11 protein-coding genes, 1 tRNA gene, 1 rRNA gene and 1 pseudogene are annotated in these 18,360 nt (G+C 32.1%); 7 read left to right on the top strand and 7 right to left on the bottom strand.

The features are described 5' to 3' along the window. Positions 1–1,094: 1,094 nt before the first annotated feature. Positions 1,095–1,298 (top strand): hypothetical protein, encoded by a 204-nt coding sequence (locus GKC53_05405; GenBank protein QRN41550.1) that lies wholly within the window; start codon positions 1,095–1,097, stop codon positions 1,296–1,298. Positions 1,299–2,359: 1,061 nt separating this feature from the next. Here the strand turns inward: GKC53_05405 and GKC53_05400 are convergent. Then, a complete protein-coding gene (locus GKC53_05400) occupies positions 2,360–3,787 on the bottom strand; it encodes a transposase (protein ID QRN41549.1) in 1,428 nt (475 codons plus the stop codon). 44 nt (positions 3,788–3,831) lie between these two features. On the opposite strand from GKC53_05400, the gene tnpA reads away from it, so the two are divergent. Beyond that, entirely contained in the window at positions 3,832–4,269 is a 438-nt protein-coding gene (gene tnpA, locus GKC53_05395; GenBank protein QRN41548.1) for an IS200/IS605 family transposase, read from the top strand. Between the two features lie 505 nt (positions 4,270–4,774). Here tnpA and GKC53_05390 read toward each other — a convergent pair. Further along, on the bottom strand, positions 4,775–5,080 hold the full coding sequence (locus GKC53_05390) for a hypothetical protein (protein ID QRN41547.1): 306 nt from the start codon (positions 5,078–5,080) through the stop codon (positions 4,775–4,777). 69 nt (positions 5,081–5,149) lie between these two features. Beyond that, the gene (locus tag GKC53_05385; GenBank protein ID QRN41546.1) at positions 5,150–5,899 is read right to left on the bottom strand and encodes an Eco47II family restriction endonuclease; all 750 of its coding nucleotides are present in this window, start codon (positions 5,897–5,899) and stop codon (positions 5,150–5,152) included. An 86-nt stretch (positions 5,900–5,985) separates the two neighbouring features. Between GKC53_05385 and dcm the strand changes: the two genes are divergently transcribed. Both dcm and GKC53_05375 read left to right on the top strand, forming a co-directional pair. Further along, a complete protein-coding gene (dcm, locus tag GKC53_05380; GenBank protein ID QRN41545.1) occupies positions 5,986–7,218 on the top strand; it encodes a DNA (cytosine-5-)-methyltransferase in 1,233 nt (410 codons plus the stop codon). Between the two features lie 828 nt (positions 7,219–8,046). Further along, positions 8,047–8,259, top strand: a complete 213-nt coding sequence (locus GKC53_05375; protein ID QRN41544.1) for a hypothetical protein — start codon at positions 8,047–8,049, stop codon at positions 8,257–8,259. 156 nt (positions 8,260–8,415) lie between these two features. Here the strand turns inward: GKC53_05375 and GKC53_05370 are convergent, their stop codons facing one another. Beyond that, positions 8,416–9,246: a RepB family plasmid replication initiator protein gene (locus tag GKC53_05370; protein ID QRN41543.1), complete on the bottom strand. Its 831-nt coding sequence runs from the start codon at positions 9,244–9,246 to the stop codon at positions 8,416–8,418. A 1,931-nt stretch (positions 9,247–11,177) separates the two neighbouring features. Then, positions 11,178–11,495 carry a hypothetical protein gene (locus GKC53_05365; protein ID QRN41542.1) on the bottom strand — a complete coding sequence of 106 codons (318 nt, stop codon included), beginning with the start codon at positions 11,493–11,495 and terminating at the stop codon, positions 11,178–11,180. A 1,954-nt stretch (positions 11,496–13,449) separates the two neighbouring features. On the opposite strand from GKC53_05365, the pseudogene GKC53_05360 reads away from it, so the two are divergent. The 3 genes and pseudogenes from GKC53_05360 (at position 13,450) to GKC53_05350 (ending at position 15,656) form a co-directional block, all read left to right on the top strand. Beyond that, positions 13,450–13,837, top strand: a pseudogene (locus GKC53_05360) (transposase). 185 nt (positions 13,838–14,022) lie between these two features. Continuing rightward, a complete protein-coding gene (locus GKC53_05355) occupies positions 14,023–14,571 on the top strand; it encodes a hypothetical protein (protein QRN41541.1) in 549 nt (182 codons plus the stop codon). Positions 14,572–14,678: 107 nt separating this feature from the next. Further along, positions 14,679–15,656, top strand: a complete 978-nt coding sequence (locus tag GKC53_05350; GenBank protein ID QRN41540.1) for a relaxase/mobilization nuclease domain-containing protein — start codon at positions 14,679–14,681, stop codon at positions 15,654–15,656. 708 nt (positions 15,657–16,364) lie between these two features. On the opposite strand, the gene GKC53_05345 is transcribed toward GKC53_05350, so the two are convergent. After that, positions 16,365–16,441: transfer RNA gene (locus tag GKC53_05345), tRNA-Ile, on the bottom strand. 62 nt (positions 16,442–16,503) lie between these two features. Continuing rightward, a 16S ribosomal RNA gene (locus GKC53_05340) occupies positions 16,504–18,050 on the bottom strand. Positions 18,051–18,360 lie beyond the last annotated feature (310 nt).

The following is an 18,360-nucleotide window of genomic DNA, read 5'->3' as shown; positions in this document are numbered from 1 at the left end:
TTCGTATAGATTTTGGAAAATAATACAATAAACTAGGTGGATATCCTGAATAAGTTAATAACAAATTGATTGACACCATGTTTTCTTTCTTAGCTAATGCCTAAGAGGATAAACTTGGTGTCAATTTATTCATAAACTTCTATTGGTTCTATTCCAAAATTAATATTTGAATTTTTACTCAATAATTGTATATTATGAAATAACGTAGTTAAATCATATTTCATAAAATAATTAAAAATTTTTCATTTTTAATATGGTATGTGCAATGATATAGCACCTATATGAGGTAATAATAACGGCGTACAGACGTAAGATATGTACCTTTTATTTTTTCTGCATTACCAGAGGTGATAACCTAACTGTCAAAATCAGTAATAGTTCTAATAAGGGAGGCTATAAAATCGAAGTTACTGTTACTACAGATGAGAGATCTAATAGCTACTGCTGGAGATATAGGATCTGGTGACTTCGGTTTATTTCTACTAATATTAAGGGTGGAAAAAATTTTAGAATATTAATATATGATGGAATAGATGGGGGAAAATACAAATATTTTAACACTATCCCATAGTGCTGAGTCTTGGGGAACAGAGATGATAAATGTAACTGGCATCTATTAAATTACTTGGGTCTCCCACTCTTACCTCATCATTCATTGTCATTTACCAGTATAATACTGGTTAATGCAAAACGCCAACTATCCTCTATAGATTTAAGCTATAGAATGAATTTCACGCAACTGATGATCATATCCAAAGTTTTCGCTATCATATTAGCTCAATATTTAATAATTGGTGAACCCTTTATGTATTAGATAACATAGCCAATTGTAATAGTTCGATATATTCTGCCACAACAAAAAATAACCTATATAATTCTTCAAGCTGTTTTATTATCTATTCCCACTAAGTGGTCACTATAGACAGAAAATGCCATAATTTTTATCGTAAAACCTTTGGCTAATGTCGTGTTATTGGGAATAAAACAATACTCATTATATTTGTTTACTATTTTTTTCATCCAATAATTAGAAAATATTTTGTATGCCTTAGAATGTATTTTTTAGAGAAATGTAAAATCTTGCACGAACAGTTATGATGATTAAGTTTTGTGTCATAACTACTATTGTATTTTATTTTTATAATATTCTAGTACAGGGTATATATTTACAACAAGAATCAAATAAAACACTGATTCTCCCCTCTTATTTAGAGCATAAACTTACAGTGAGGATTGTTAGTCAAGCAGAATTATTAGCTCAAAAATTAGCTGATACCCCTTACGATAAAGATTTATAAGATGATTACTCTAGCAATCATCACATCAGAAAAAGTGTTAATTTGCCTGCCAATTTAGTTGATAAAATTGAATTAATAGCTTTCAAGAATAAACGAAATAAAACAGACATTAAAACATTCAGTGGTGCTGTTGAAAAGGCATTAAATGATTATTTATATTTTAACGTCTTAATTATTAAATTTAGAAAAATTGTCATCTTTTATTTTTAGCATAAAATCATCACCCAATATCCAAAAATACATTTGAAAGTATTTTTTAGACACTAAAACGTATTTTTTGTTTTTTTACTAGAATTTAAGTACAATAAAATATATATCATTGATAGTGATTTTTTTGATTCCATGGATTACCGGTTCCCGTGTCGGATAATACTTTCGAGTCATCGTTTTTTCACCCAACTTCATATTTACTGCTAATACACATGAGCCCTTTTTCGAGCAGTGCTTGTTATATGTTTAGATTATAAATTAAAAAATATTCATTTTCGATTATTGATTCTACTGGATCAGAAAAATCCCAGAAAATTAAACAATTTGTTTGTTACATATGAAAATTCAAAAAATGTGTGCAATTATAACTGATAAAACTCTGATCTTATATCCATTTTTTTAAGATAGGATATCATTTTTAACCTTTTTGGTTCTAAAACTACAGAGTGAATACAAAAAAATATTTCAAAGAAAAATTTCGTGTACTTTGTTATATCTTGGGATCAATTATCAGCTTTTTTATTTAAAAAATTTTCTACCAGAGATTGCATTGATAATGAAATAGGGAATTTGTTTAGTACTTGAGTGGAATAACAGTTGATGACTTTAAGATGTAAGCAGATTTAATATGCACTACAATAGCATCAAAGACCTAAACTAGACTATTAGTGTTCCTAATGAGCTAGATGTTTATTAGACATCTCAACCAAATTAAATAACTTGGTCATAAAAAAGGTATAAAACATAAAGTAATCGTTTTAGCTGGTTTATAAGCCTATTCACAAATTGACAAAAATCATGGTATGAAGCAAGATCGAACAATAAGAAAATGAATACTCCCACTCTAAAGCCTATGGCTTGTAGAGTGGGTTTCCGAAGTCAACGACTATTGCACAATTGGGGTCTATCCCAAACTGTGGCTTACCAATCTCATTCGGCGTAGTTACCATTACTGGTAACGGTTCGGAGTAAACCGCCCCTACCTGTTTTTCTTTCTTTATCCTTTTCTTAGCTTTGGCTTGATATGTTCCCGATAAGATCATCTCAACTCCTCGTTTGGCAATCACTCGACTTGCGTTAACATCCGCATTAATAGCAAATCCACAGCTTTGGCAGACAAATTCGGATTGTGAACGCCGATTGTCAGAAGCAGTATAGCCACAATGACTACATGCCTGTGATGAATAGTGTGCCGGAACTTCTACCACCAGTTTATTGTTTCTAAGTGCTTTATATTTTGTCCATGTGTGTATCTTTCCCCACATAGACGCTAAGATACTTTTATTGAGACCTGCTTTTCTTCGTGCTCCATTATGGATATATTTGCCCGATTGATCTTGCTTGGGTTTGGGTTTTTTGGTCATATTGTTTATTTTAAGATCCTCAAAAACCACCAGCCTAACGCAAGGATCATTGCTTAGTGCATAACTCACTTTGTGTGCAAAATCTTTCCTTACTTCTCGAGCATATTCATAGGTTTTAGCTACCCTCATTTGGGCTTTCCACCCACTAGATCCTTTATGACGACGTGCCATTTTACGTTGCCAACGAATACGCAAACGTTCTTTTTTGTCTATTCTTTTAATTTGCTTTGGTAAAATATCAAAGTCATGCGATGTACTACAACAAATCGGCTTAACCACTCCTCTATCAATCCCAATAGTCACGTTTGCTAGTTCTTCTTTTGACCATTGCTTTAATTCTTCTGCTATCTCTTCCGGTTTGATTGATATTTGCTCATCTACATTACAAAATGAAAGATACCATTTACCTGATATGACCGAAATAGTAATCGATTTAGGGATATAATGTGGACGATGAGCAACATATGCTAATACACCAATGGGAAACTTCTTATTCCCTAATGTCAGCTGATAAGTTACTTCACCGGTATTTTCATCCGTATTAGCAATGAAATTAAATAACTCACCGGTAATATATACCGATTGCCTCCCAGATTTTCTTTTTATCTTAGGTCGACCACCTAGTCGATTAAAAAATCGACTATAAGCTTGTTTCCATAAAAACGCACCATTACGTAATATATGAGAAGGAACTTCTTTTAACCAAGGGGTTAGTTCCGTTTTAAAATGACTGTATTTTTGATCTATAGGTGCAAACTGTCCGGTTAATGCGAGTGATTTCTTAGCAAATGTACGGAAATAAAGATCTTCATTGACTTTAGCATTGTAAATGAAACGTTGACAACCTATCCATTGCAATAACAGTTTTTGTTGTGGCAATGTAGGGTAACAACGAAAGCAAAATCCGGTCTCCATGATATGCTATTATACACTTAAAACATTTAAGTAACATAAAAAAAATGGATAATAGATCAAGCTCACATGCTGTTTATAATATTAAGTTACATGTCGTCTTTGTTACCAAATACAGGCGTAAAGTACTTACTCATAACTTACTTGATTACTTAAAAGAAACCTTTGCTCAAATCCTTATGGCTTGGCGTTGTGAGTTAATCGAATTCGGGGGAGAGCCTGATCACGTTCATATGTTGATTAGTATCCATCCTGCTCTTAATCTATCGACATTGATTAATAACCTAAAGACAGCAAGTTCTCGTCGTGTTAGGAACCGATTTGCCGAACATTTAGGCCAATTCTATTGGAAGCCTGTGTTCTGGCATCGTGCTTATCTTGTTTCTTCGGTAGGAGGAGCTACATTAGAGGTAGTAAAAGCTTATGTTGAAAAACAAGGAACGGTTGAACATACTAGAAAAAAGAAAAAATCAAGGACGCCTTGACCCTTCTCTTGGCTAACGCCTAAGAGAGGGAATGCGGCGTCAATTTGGTCACTTAGTGGTAAATCCATGTTGGCAAGCAATTGTCAAGACACAATTACACCTCAACAATTAGCCTTGCGTTTTTTAATATTGAAGTTGAGTGATGGTTGAAAACAAAAGGTAGAAATATAATAAAACATAAAAATATAATAAAACATAATATTAAAAATCTATTGTAATCGAGACTTATTATTTGATACAGGCAATTTGGATATTTTCATTGAGCCCTTTGAGTTTTACATTTGCCTTGTGGGAAATTCACCTACCGTACTAAAACAAAATTAAATTTGTTGAGACTAACATCTATATGCAAGAATGCAAATATAGGAAAATGAGAGATATTTTGCTCACTAATCACTAATTTTTTCCCTTTTTCTCTCTTAAAATTATTGCTATCATACCCATCCATGAATCATGGGGCTTTATAGAAAGAATGGTAAATTACACCAATAATAAATCAACTAATTTATTTCTCAATATCTTGTTTTTTAGCAAATATTTTATTCATTATAATTTTATCTCTCTCTATTTTCTTATCCAAATAGTCAGATAAACTCTCTTTAAAATACTTGGAGAGGGCAATTTTTAATTCCGCATACTTATCCTTAGTGATATCGGCAGTTTTTAATTTCTCGACCACAAGACCTCGATATTCTAAATCTATCTCGAAAGCATTACCTTTATCCTTGTTCCAAGTCCCAATCTTTTTTAAAAAATTGAAATATTTCTGTTTGTCATTTGGTGTAAAAGTATGATCAGGAAGATTTTTCATTAATTCTTTAATTTCAATATCCTTTATTAGAAGATTAGTGTGCTGTGAATTAAGAGAGTTCTCAATTTTTTAAGCCTGAGATAACTCAATTTTTGGTTCTGGTTGTTGATTAACATATTCATTTACTCTGTTATTTTTGTAAATAAAATCGAATTCATCTTGAGCAACTACCTTCGAGATATCTCTTTCTTGTCCAAATTCCTCTTTAATAATTTCAGCAGTTATTCCAGGTAACATTTTATATAATTCCTCTAAGGCACTTGGATTTCCTGTAACTTTTTCATAAAAAGTTTTCCCATCAATTTGTCTGATTCTGTCATTCTCAGGTCGTCTAGAATTAGTTTTATTATCTGATGGTATAAATGGTTTGTCATAAAGTTTACCATTAGGTGGTAAAATCTCAACATAATACCCAATTGTATTTTCATCAGCAGATGATAAAGATTGTTCTAAGTCATCATAAATTGCTACTTTATGATTTCCTTTGGTTGTATTGTGTTTATTTTTTATTTCGGCAATAAAATTAGAACCTTTCAAATCAATAATCTTACCAACTCCTAAATCCTGTATACCATCAATAGTACCTAAAATCTTCTGATGTAATTCTCCAACTTTGTTTTGTAAGGTTTTTTGCGTTTGCCTTGTGAGTTCTCTTTCCTCCCACTCATCTTTTGAAAGATCTAAAATTGTACATTCGAGTACTTGAGAAAATACATCAATTGTATTTTGTCTGAGATCTTTTTTGCTACTCTCTGTACTAAGAGTTTCTTTGACTAATGAAATAATAATTTCCTTAATTTCTCTGCGGATAAATATCATTGTTTTATTCCATAAAAAGTACAGAGCCTGGTATTGTAAAAATTGTATAATTACTTACATCGGCTATAAAGTAAAGGTTTCCTTAAATGGATTTATTTTTCTCAGCAGAAACTATTGCTGATGTTCTTTCAGTATCAAAGCGTAATGTTATTAGTTGGGTTAATAACGGTAAGCTTGTGCCAGAACTTAACCCAGATAAATATCAAAAACCCTATACAAGAAAACAATTAGAAGTATTCCATGAGTTTAATCAAATGTTCAATTCTACATGGGATGAACAAATATCTATTAAACCAATTAGAGATTATAGCCTAATTGAACTTTTTGCTGGTGGAGGTGGGTTAGCTCTTGGTTTGGAAAAAGCTGGTTTTAAATCATTAATGTTAAATGAGCTTGAAAAAGCTCCTTGTGACACTCTTAAAACGAACAGACCCCATTGGAATGTAATTCATGAAGATATTTGCAATATTGATTTTACAAAATTTAAAGATAATGTCGATTTGTTGACTGGTGGTTTTCCATGCCAGCCTTTTTCTTACGCAGGGAAAAAGTTAGGGCTATATGATATTCGTGGAACACTTGTTTTTCAAATGCTTAGAGCAATTCAAGAAATTAGACCTAAGGTTTTCCTTATTGAAAACGTAAAAGGTCTAGAAAGTGATAATGGTGGAAAAACACTATTGATAATCATCGAATTTATCAAAGAATTGGGATATTCAATAATTGAAAAGCATGTTTATAAAACAATGATGTATAAAGTTCCTCAAAAACGAGAACGATTTATTCTAATTGGTGTTAGAAATGAGTTAGCTGACAAAGCAAAATTCGAACGGCCATCATATTTTAAAAAAATTGTCACCGTGAGAGATGCTTTGAAAAAAGGAATTTTATATGATTCAAATGTTCCAGATTCTCCAGGGCAAAAATACCCAGTACGAAAAGAAGAAATTATGTCTTGTGTACCTGAGGGGGGATACTGGCGAGATCTCCCATTGGAATTACAAATGGAATATATGAAAGGTAGTTTTTATTTAGGTGGTGGTAAAACAGGAATGGCTAGACGTTTATCTTGGGATAAACCATCTCTTACTTTAACCTGTGCACCAGCACAGAAGCAAACTGAACGTTGCCATCCAAGTGAAAACAGACCTTTAACAACAAGGGAGTATGCAAGGATTCAAACTTTCCCTGATGACTGGATTTTTAAAGGAACAATGACACAGATTTATAAACAAATTGGAAACGCCGTACCAGTCAATTTTGCAATCGCAATCGGAAAATCCATTGTAAAACTGTTAAATGATTTAGAAAAAAGATAACCAAAAAGACTTAAAAATCACTATATAAATAAACCAGATTTATCAACTAGGAAGTACTCTTTAAGTACAAACATAATGTAGCGATATTAATGCGTCCATCGATATCAGAAATGAAGTTATATTCATGTTACAGACGTATATAGAATCTCTAATAAGCTATTGCCTAAGAAGTGGGAAGCATCGCTGTTTACGGCGTGGCTATAGTTACAAACACATATAAAGTTAGTTCAAATTCAGAATTGATGTTATAAAAATATAAAAAATAATTAAAATTTAACCACTTCCTGAGTATCTATTTAATATAGATCAAGAGATAAACAAAATCTATAGAAGTTGAGGTAAAGAAAATACCATAGTAATAAAATAAGAAATAGAGATCAAACTATTGACACAATAACTAGAATTGACAAAAAACCTCTTGAAAAAAAATTTGCAGGAACAATCAGTTGGAAATAGAGTCATTATTATTAAAGGATAAAATAAGCACTGTAAAATGATATACTGGACAAAGTAGTGGCAAATTTTTAATTAAATTTAAAACATCTCACAATAAAATATATGCCATGTTAGGTTTGTTAGTTATTACTTGCAGAAAAGATGATCAATTAATAATTTTCTATAACTATTTGATTCTTTTCGTATGGATTAATTTTTTATCAAACTAAAAATGTTATAATATAATTTAACTAAGTTTTTGAGCCATAAGAATGGTGGCAATACTCATTAACTTTTATTATTGGATTTTTATATGATTCATTTTTTCAAAAAAAACATCTATGGTTGTAATGGTTTTGTTTTATTTTTCTTTATTTTTCATCGATGAGATGCATGACAAATGAAGGAAACAGTGTAAAAAAAAGTATCAATTCGAAAATAGAGCAAAATAGTGCTAGTGCTCTGAGTGAAAAACATTCGAAAAAATCTGGTGATGGTGTAAATGGTGGTAGTGGTTTTTTGTCTCCAGGAGCGTCTGGTAGTGATGATGGATGTGATGGTGGCTCTAGTTTTTATTCTCCTGGAAAAAGTTGTAAAAGTATTTAATATCCTTCTTACCATAAAAGTCAATTGTTCTACCCACCAAAGCCAAACACAAATAACAAAATTTAAATAGATCATAAAAAAAACAATTCATAATTCTTATTATTTTCTATAATAAGGGGGGCTTATTTGATCAAAAAAAAGAATGCTACATTTGATTTAAAACAATCTACCTTGAATATTTCGGGAGAATTCAAACTCCAACATGGCTACTTTCCTACCATTCTTGATCATGCGGTATTCTATTTTCCAATCGTATTTTTCCTCTAACTCTTTGATAACAGGTTCAATAATCCGCCTTTTAAGGTCTTTAAAACTCTCTCGGTAGCTTCGGGGTGTTTCCATGGCATGATTGAAGTCATCAATATGGATTTTTAGACAACCACCATCTCTTTTTGTTGTAGACGTTGTATTTCCTTGTTTGTCTTTATGTATCACATTTGATTGAACAACGCTTTCAAACATTTCTAATAACCTGACGGAGTAAATTGATCTTAATGCGGAGGCTTGTTTCAATTGATATTTCGTGAAATTTCCAGTCAACTCAAATAACATAGGGTAGATATCTGAGTTGAACTTTATTTCTAGGATGCCACTATCCTTGATATATTTCACATATGACAACCAATTATAGGTTGTTTTAACCTCTCTTATTTTGTTTTTGTATTCTTCATTGGTTGTTAGTGTGAATTGTTTTTTCATAAATCCTAGCGATGCTTTTTTAAGCTCTGTATAGGCCACCGCAACATCTAAGTCAAAAGTTTCAGCATAATCTTCAGCATGGATTTCTAGTGTTGTTATTGAGCCTTTTGTCTTTGCTATTGCCATTAACAAAATACGTTTCTCCACAATAGTTAGCCCTTGAGCAGAACGAACAATGGAGTTTGACTGTACCGCATTTTCTATTTGTGAACTATGATAAGTATATGGCTCTAATTTATTTTCTTTTTTCATCGAGACACCTATATAGGTTTTAGGACGTTTAATCATATGCTGTAACCATTATACAATATCTTGTCGTAATTTATACTGTAGGTTTACCTAATATTTTAGTCACATTCAGTCTAAGTTTAACCCTTAAAATTAAAAGGGTTAACCCATTAATAATATTGAAAATATTGAAAATTCTAAAGTAGGTAATTTTTTGTGGATAAATCACAAAAAGATCTACCGACATTCACAGGAAATTTAGTTGAACAAAAATATGGGTGGAAAATTGGTTAGAACAAAAAAAACGAGACCATATATTTAATTTCCATTAAACAAATTAATAACGATTTTTTTTGCCATAGATAAGGAAAAAGATGACTTACTACAAAAAAATACGATTTGATATAAAAGTTAGAAGTTTATAACTGACCCAGGCTATTAAGCCAAACTTTTTTTAGCCGAAAAAACAACCCCCACCCACTAAAGTGGGTTAATAGCAGAATCTCCATTTGACTCCTTTAATTATTAGACTGATTTACCGAAGTTTTAAGTAAATACTGAAAGGCGATCTAACCGCTTCGTGGTGACACTTTATACCCCCATCCATGCAGGATGGAAATTCACAATGAGGATAGGTCTATACTGCCACCTAGTATGTTTATCACATTCGCTTTAAACCCACATTCTGTCTTTAATATTAAGTTTTTTTAATTAATCTGATAATTAATCCGTTAATAGATCTATTTTCGTCCAGAGCCTTTTGTTTTAATTGGTTGTGTATTTTCTTACCTACATAAGCCCATAATATTGATTGAATATTAACATTTTTAATTATTTTTAAATTATCATTTTTTTAGTACTCTGTTTTAACAATATTTTGTGTAGGTGCTCTTGATAACTCCTAATTAATCTTATTATTCATGCGTAACATATATTAATCTCTTTAATAATTTTGTCCTGAATTTCAGTTTTTAAGAATTCTATTTCGGTTAATTTTAAATATACCATTGATTTTAGAAATATCTCAAAATCCTCTATCTTGTGTTGACATGTTTTGATTTTTGAGGTTGATTAAATCAATTCCCCTTCCAAAATAGTTTTTTAACCTTATGCATTAAATGTATTATTTCATAATAAATTAGTTCATAACTTATCGTTAATATCTAACATAAAATATCAGCCTAATGCAGACGACACCAGATTGATTCAGCAAAAAAACTCTTACACATAAATATACTGATTGGTGGAAATATGTTTGAGAAAAAACTTTTTTTAACGAACACTGCGGAATTATCCACCTAAGCTGATGCTATAGTTGGAGATGGATAGCAAGTAGTTCAAAGAACTATAATAGTCTTTGTTATTTTTAATTATTTGTGTATTTGTTATAATTAGCCTTAGCCGATATCGCAGAGACTGTGATGTGTGTCAAGAGTTCTCCTACAACAATACCATTAGGCTATAGTGTTGTAACGAAAGGTATAGATGAAAATCTATATGAGTCGCACGAAGCTCACCCTATAGCGTTAGCTTAGAGGGTGTGTTTCACTATTAAAAAACTCACAGGTTGTTATTTCGCAAGAAATATTAGAATTTCTAAAAAATCTTTCTATAGAGAATATTTTCAAAGATAATTTAAAAATTCTTAGTGATACGAATTGACTGAGAATTTACAAGCCAACTAATTGATTTTACCCAAAAATAAGGATAGACCATTTCTCACACATTGAGAATCTAATGATGGAGTGTATGGGTCATTATCATGATAGCTTTTAGAACACATTTTTGTTTCACTATATCTTTTCTTTATTCAACCAATATTTGGTGTACAAAATGGGATTTTGGGCTGTCTGTATTTTTTTATTGATTAATTTTTCAATCTTAATTTATCCGTAAATCAAAACAGTTAGTAATCACTTCTATCAAAATCATTGTAATATTGATTTCTTATCTTATTTGTATTTGAAAACAGGATAAGGATTAGAGTGAGATTATTCGTTTGAGTAGTAGGTAAATTCTTTTGCTTGTTTGGATATAATTTCCAAGGAGGAATTAATACAATCCTCTACAGATGCAAAAAAATGATTTTCATCTATATTGAAATCACTATCGTCTATCCAAAAAGACTCTGATACTCTAACATCCTCATTTGTTGTTACTAGGATTAAATCAAATACTTGTTTTTTACTTAAAGCAGAGAAGTATTGATTTTTATCATTTTTATATATATCTAGCTTGTAGTCCCAGGCGTTATGACCTAAATCTAAAAAAAACGTAATAGATTTAACTAATTCATTATACTCGATCATTATTTATCCAAACATAGGTGTTTATTTTTGATATACGTATTCAAAACAACGACAATTTTTTCTGACATGAGTTACTGGTCATTCTATCTATATCACGTTTTGCTTTGTTAAAATATCTAATGTGTTTTTGAACAAATTGGCGCCTTGACTATTCTCTTGGCTAACGTCTAAGAGAGGAAATGTGTCGTCAATTTGTTTAATTCTTAAATCTGAAGAAAGTTACTTAAGATAATTGAAAACTTTTTTAAAAATGTAATAGATTGGAATAGTAATTAAGAAAGTTAGAACCATCTATGCAAATAAATAAGCGAATATATTTAAATCATGTTGTCCCATATAAGCTCCAGAAGACATTACCCCTATAACAACAGAAATAATGAACGGCGGCATATCTACAGATTTTTTTCTTATCATATTTTGTCTACTCTTTCATAATGTGATCATCATATCTTTGTGGATTTAAATAACTTTTATAGACTTTATATTCTCTAAATGAAAAATTAAAGGAAATATTATCTTATGGTTTCCAACTATCTGGTATCACATTATCACGTATATGATTCCAAGAATCCTGACCCCAAAAGCTCCTCCAGTTACTGCTAGCTGTACCAGTAGTCCAAGGATTCTTTTATCGTTGTTGTTCCAATTCTTGCAATACCCCACCTACCCCAGCAACAATATTGTCTCCTACACCATCGCATTTAGAAAATAATAAAGACAAGAATAATGGTAACAATAAAGATACTGTTTTCTTCTATTTTTAAATTCCCTTAATTTAAACCAACTTAAAATAATCGAGACTAGTCATGAATATATTGACTAATAAAACTGACTATATATCCATTATGATTGTCCTACCTTAATTTAAAGCCTATGGTTTACAGAGTAGATCCCCGAAGTCAACGACCATAATACTATTGCGATCTATCCTGATGCACCAATTTCGCCCGATGTAGTTACTATTCCTGGTGACGTTCGGAATAAACCACCCCTTATATGCTGTTAATCATAACAAGTATATGTTGAACATACCAGGAAAAGAAAAAATAAAGCACTCCTTAAACATCTTTTGGTTAATGCCTAAGAGGAGAAATGTAGTGGCTTTTAATCCCTATCCCTCCACACTTTACACCACTAACAAAGTTCTCTCTTTTACCTCAATTTTTTCACTATTTATTGTGTATTTTTTACCACATATAACAAAAAAATTTATGGTGATTGGCCATCATTGTTAAAATTTTTCCCATTATTTTCACTTGACTTACGTTCTTCATTTGAGAAAGACATTAAATGTACATTTTTTTGAAAAAGAATGATAATTCGATCTAAAATCCTTTCTGTGTAGAGGTTTTTTACTTAACCAGTCTGGTGTCATCCGTACTAGGCTGATTTTTTATGTTACCTACTATCAACATTTTTAAAATGTTATCCACAGGACATATAATTTTTATTTAGAAATCAAAAAATAAAACCAACAAATGCTACTATTTGAAAATGAAAGAAAAAGTTTAAAAAATTTAAACCCAAATAAAGATATCATAAGATGAAAAATATTTATTATTGATACTCATGTCTTCAATTTTTGTGTCTTATAATGAGTCTGAAAACATTACGCTAACTCATTATGAAAACAATAACGTTCACAAAGTAGCTAATGATAGCAACTAACGAGATACTGAAAATTTTTTTAACTCTAAAGAGTATTAAGGAAATGAAGAATAAAACAAATGTATTGATAACAGTAATGACGATTTTGCCCAACTAAAAATTTGTACCGATTTAACCATTAAAAATATTAAAAAACATATCAATCAAAAATTAATAAGTCTTAAAAAATCCCCAGCAATTTTAAATACAAAATACAAAAAAAATAGTTAATAAATGCAATAAAGAGCTTGATGATAAAAGTCCTTCTCTAGAAAAAGAATTTTCTAATTTCAGATTATTACGCAATGAAGTGGGTATAGATATGGGGATTACCCGTTTTGCAACCTTAAGTAACGGTCAATACTTTGAGCCTATCAATCGTTTTAAAACGGCACAACGTCAGTTAGCTAAACTGCAATGTCAAATGAGCCATAAGACACCATTGAGTCACAACTGGAAAAAAGCAAAAAATAAAGTATCACGCTTACACTCGAGAATAGCCAATATTAGACGTCATTACCTTCATCAAATCTCTGCTCAAATTAGCAAAAACCACGCCATTGTGTATGTAGAAGATTTGCAGGTTGGTCACATGTCTAAGTCTGCAAAGGGGGATACGACTCATCATGGTAAAAGAGTAAAGCAAAAAATCGGGATTAAATCGTTCTATCCTAGATCAATCATGGTATGAATTTACATAAATTTTGTGATCTGACATAATTTTTACCTTGAACAAACTAAACATACAATTGCAAACAATATTTTTACTAGTTAAAATAAAAAAAAATAGTGATATTAAAATAAATTGGGGAATAGAACATAAATTATTTGTAAGATAAAAATTACATTTACATAATTACAGTATTGTTAGGAAATTAACATGAAAATAAATAAAGATATTAAAAAGACAGTTAGAATTAGTTATGATACCTACCAACAAATATGTCTATTAATAGAAAATAGGATGACCTATTCTAGATTTATAAATATTATTATTGACGATTTCTTAAATAATCAATCTAACATCGATAAATTGATTAAAAATAATGCAATATCATCAAATATTAATAAAATTTACAGAAAAACAATTTACTTAAACAATAAAGAGTTTGATTATTTAGCTACAATAAGTAAAAAAAATTACTTATCGGTTAATGCTCAAATAAGAAAAATATTAGCTTCTAATATTGATAAAAAAACATTATTAAATTTTGAGGAATTAAACACCTTAAATAATTTAAACAAACAATTAATTAAACTAGGTACAAATGTCGATTCTATCAGTAAATATTACAATAAACAAAAGTACGGGATAATTAATTTAAATGAATCACAAGAAGAATATTTAAAAAAATTATTAGATAAAACTAACTCTTTGTTACAAGAAACAAAGAATACAATAACTAAAATCAAGTTAAAATGCCTATAAAAATTGATGAATAATATCGTATTAAATATACCAAAAGATCTTTTGTCGTAGGAAACACTATAAAATACAAACAACCTACCAAGACTAAAGATAGGGTTGATTATTCAGTGGTGAAAATAACCTCTGGTGGAAAAGATTATAATGAAGTAGCAAACCATATTGACTATATTTCAAGGAATGGAAAAATTGATTTACATACCTCAGATAACAAAATATTAAGACGTAAATTTGAGACAATTAATGCTAAAAATGAAATGGGACTGTATAACGAAAAATTGTTGTATTGCAACAATGGAAAAAACAAAACAAGACAAACGTACAATATGATATTTTCATTAAAATGCATTGAAAAAGGATCAGAAGATATTTTGCTACAAGCAGTGGGAAAAACTTTAAAAGAACAGTTTCCTAATAACTATTTTGTTTATTCATTGCACATGGATACAGAACACCCACAGGTACATGTATGTTTAAATAAACAAGATCTCGAATTAAAAAAAAATATTGATTTGAATCCAGATATCTTACAAAAACTAAAGCATAATTTTTCTAAAGAATTAATTAACAATGGTATAAAAGTAAAATTGGAGCCGGAGCAAAGATCTTTATCTAAGAGACAGAAAAGAAGAGAAGAATACCAAAAAGAAGAATGGAAAATTAACGATGAGTACAAAAGACCTACTGGCGTATTTGAGTTAGTGGCACACGGTAAATCTCCTTATTTAAATGATAAAAAAAACAAAGAAAGCTATTTTGTATCCTACAAAACGTCAAAAGGTGAAATTAGGACTCTTTGGGGTAAAAATTTAGAAGGGGCTATTCAATATTCTAATGCACAGATAGGTGATGATATTCGTTTAAAACGAACTGTTATCGAGAATCAAAAACTAGCTAATTGGGAAATAGTGGTACATCAAACTGAACAACAAAGAAAAGAATTGGAAAAAGAAAAAGAGTTTAAATTAAAAGAATTGCAACACAAAAGACAATTAAATGAACAAAAAGGCTTTTGGGGTGCGATACAAAAATTAACTTTAGAACGAGAGTACAGAAAACAAATCACAAAGGAGAAAAAAGTTAAATGATAAAATATAAAAATACTTGATTTATAAGAGATTATTTTATCTGATTTTTGGTCAAAAAGAAATTTCCCTATCTCTCTTTGTTATATTTTCATTGTTAAAATTTATTTAAAAAATAGTTGATGGCATTTTCAAAAACCGACTCAAGATACCACTTGATAAACACATTCTATAAGCAATATATTTTTCGACACCAATAATCGACCCTTTATTACATTTTGATTTCTTAATGTCTACAAAAGTTTGAAAGTTAATAGTTTTAATAAAATAGCTTTATCTTTATAGTATATTTTCGGTTATCAGCAAAAGCCTATAATTTAACGATTGAGTGAGTTGTATAACTTTCTGATACCAAAACTTTTGCCTCAAAAATACCTGATGGAATAGCCGATGTTATAGCACTGCAAACACTGCCAATATCATTTTTCTATCACAATAGGTATAATTTTCCAACTTTACAAGATCTCACAACAGCAAATCTTTATAGCTCTCCACTTATTTCCCACAGAAAGCAAAAAGTTATCGGCTCTGTTACTTCCCCATAAACTAAATGTACAATACAAATTTTAAGAGATCTTAGAAAAGAAAAATAGTTAATGACATTAAATGGTAAACCCCATATCGACGGATCTTATCGCTATTACATTCATCCGAAAGATTTCTACCATAAACACGTTGATAGATATCAATAAAGATTTGTATTGATAGGATTGGTGGGTCTGGCAGGACTTGAACCTGCGACCCCACGCTTATCAAGCGTGTGCTCTAACCGGCTGAGCTACAAACCCATTAGCTTCTCAATCAACAACCAATTATCGATAAGTGTAAGTGCAATTTCCTCATATTCTCTAGAAAGGAGGTGATCCAGCCGCAGGTTCCCCTACGGCTACCTTGTTACGACTTCACCCCAGTCATGAAACATACCGTGGTAAGCGGACTCCTTGCGGTTATCCTACCCACTTCTGGCATCTCCCACTCCCATGGTGTGACGGGCGGTGTGTACAAGACCCGGGAACGTATTCACCGCGACATGCTGATCCGCGATTACTAGCGATTCCGACTTCATGTAGTCGAGTTGCAGACTACAATCCGGACTACGATAGGCTTTATGGGATTGGCTCCACCTCGCGGCTTAGCTACCCTCTGTACCTACCATTGTATGACGTGTGAAGCCCTGGTCTTAAGGGCCATGAGGACTTGACATCATCCCCACCTTCCTCCGGTTTATCACCGGCAGTCTCATTAGAGTGCTCAACTTAATGTTAGCAACTAATGACAAGGGTTGCGCTCGTTGCCGGACTTAACCGAACATCTCACGACACGAGCTGACGACAGCCATGCAGCACCTGTGTTATGGCTCCCGAAGGCACTCTTCTATCTCTAAAAGATCCCATACATGTCAAGACCAGGTAAGGTTTTTCGCGTTGCATCGAATTAATCCACATCATCCACCGCTTGTGCGGGTCCCCGTCAATTCCTTTGAGTTTTAATCTTGCGACCGTACTCCCCAGGCGGACAATTTCACGCGTTAGCTTCGCTACTAAGTCTTTCAAAACCCAACAGCTAATTGTCATCGTTTAGGGCGTGGACTACCAGGGTATCTAATCCTGTTTGCTCCCCACGCTTTCGAGCATGAACGTCAGTGTTATCCCAGGAGGCTGCCTTCGCCATCGGTATTCCTCCACATCTCTACGCATTTCACTGCTACACGTGGAATTCTACCTCCCTCTGACACACTCTAGTCACCCAGTTCCAAATGCACGTCCCAAGTTAAGCTCGGGGATTTCACATCTGGCTTAAGTAACCGTCTGCGCTCGCTTTACGCCCAGTAATTCCGATTAACGCTCGCACCCTACGTATTACCGCGGCTGCTGGCACGTAGTTAGCCGGTGCTTATTCTTTAGGTACCGTCAGCACTCTTGGCTATTAACCAAAAGCTTTTCTTCCCTAACAAAAGTACTTTACAACCCTAAGGCCTTCTTCATACACGCGGCATGGCTGGATCAGGGTTTCCCCCATTGTCCAAAATTCCCCACTGCTGCCTCCCGTAGGAGTCTGGGCCGTGTCTCAGTCCCAGTGTGGCGGATCATCCTCTCAGACCCGCTACAGATCATCGCCTTGGTAGGCCTTTACCCCACCAACTAGCTAATCTGACATCGGCCGCTCGAATAACACGAGGCCATATATGGTCCCCCGCTTTCCTCCTCAGAGCGTATGCGGTATTAGCTATCCTTTCGGATAGTTATCCCCCATTACTCGGCACGTTCCGATGCGTTACTCACCCGTTCGCCACTCGCCGACAAGAAAGCAAGCTTTCTCTCGCTGCCGTTCGACTTGCATGTGTAAAGCATGCCGCCAGCGTTCAATCTGAGCCAGGATCAAACTCTTATGTTCAATCTCTAACTTATTTTTTATTCTGGTCTAATTCTCAAAGTATTAACAGAATAGTTTCCTATCCTTCTCTTATACTTCTTCAAATCAGTGTGAGGCCAATTGCACTCACACTTATCGATAATCAATTGTCAAAGAACCAACTAATTCGTTTCAATTAGTGAAGACCGTAATTATATTTATCCTTCATTACTATGTCAACCATATTTCTGCCCTTTCTCTATGTTTATTTCAATTCCCATAAAAGAATTTCTATGGAAAACATTAGCATATAAGAATCTACAAATTGATTAATATTAAAATCAATACCCAACTA

Source organism: Neisseriaceae bacterium (assembly GCA_016864895.1).
Taxonomy (GTDB): domain Bacteria; phylum Pseudomonadota; class Gammaproteobacteria; order Burkholderiales; family Neisseriaceae; genus QFNR01.
Note: the sequence above shows the minus strand (reverse complement) of the source record. Positions and strands in the feature narration are given on the sequence as shown.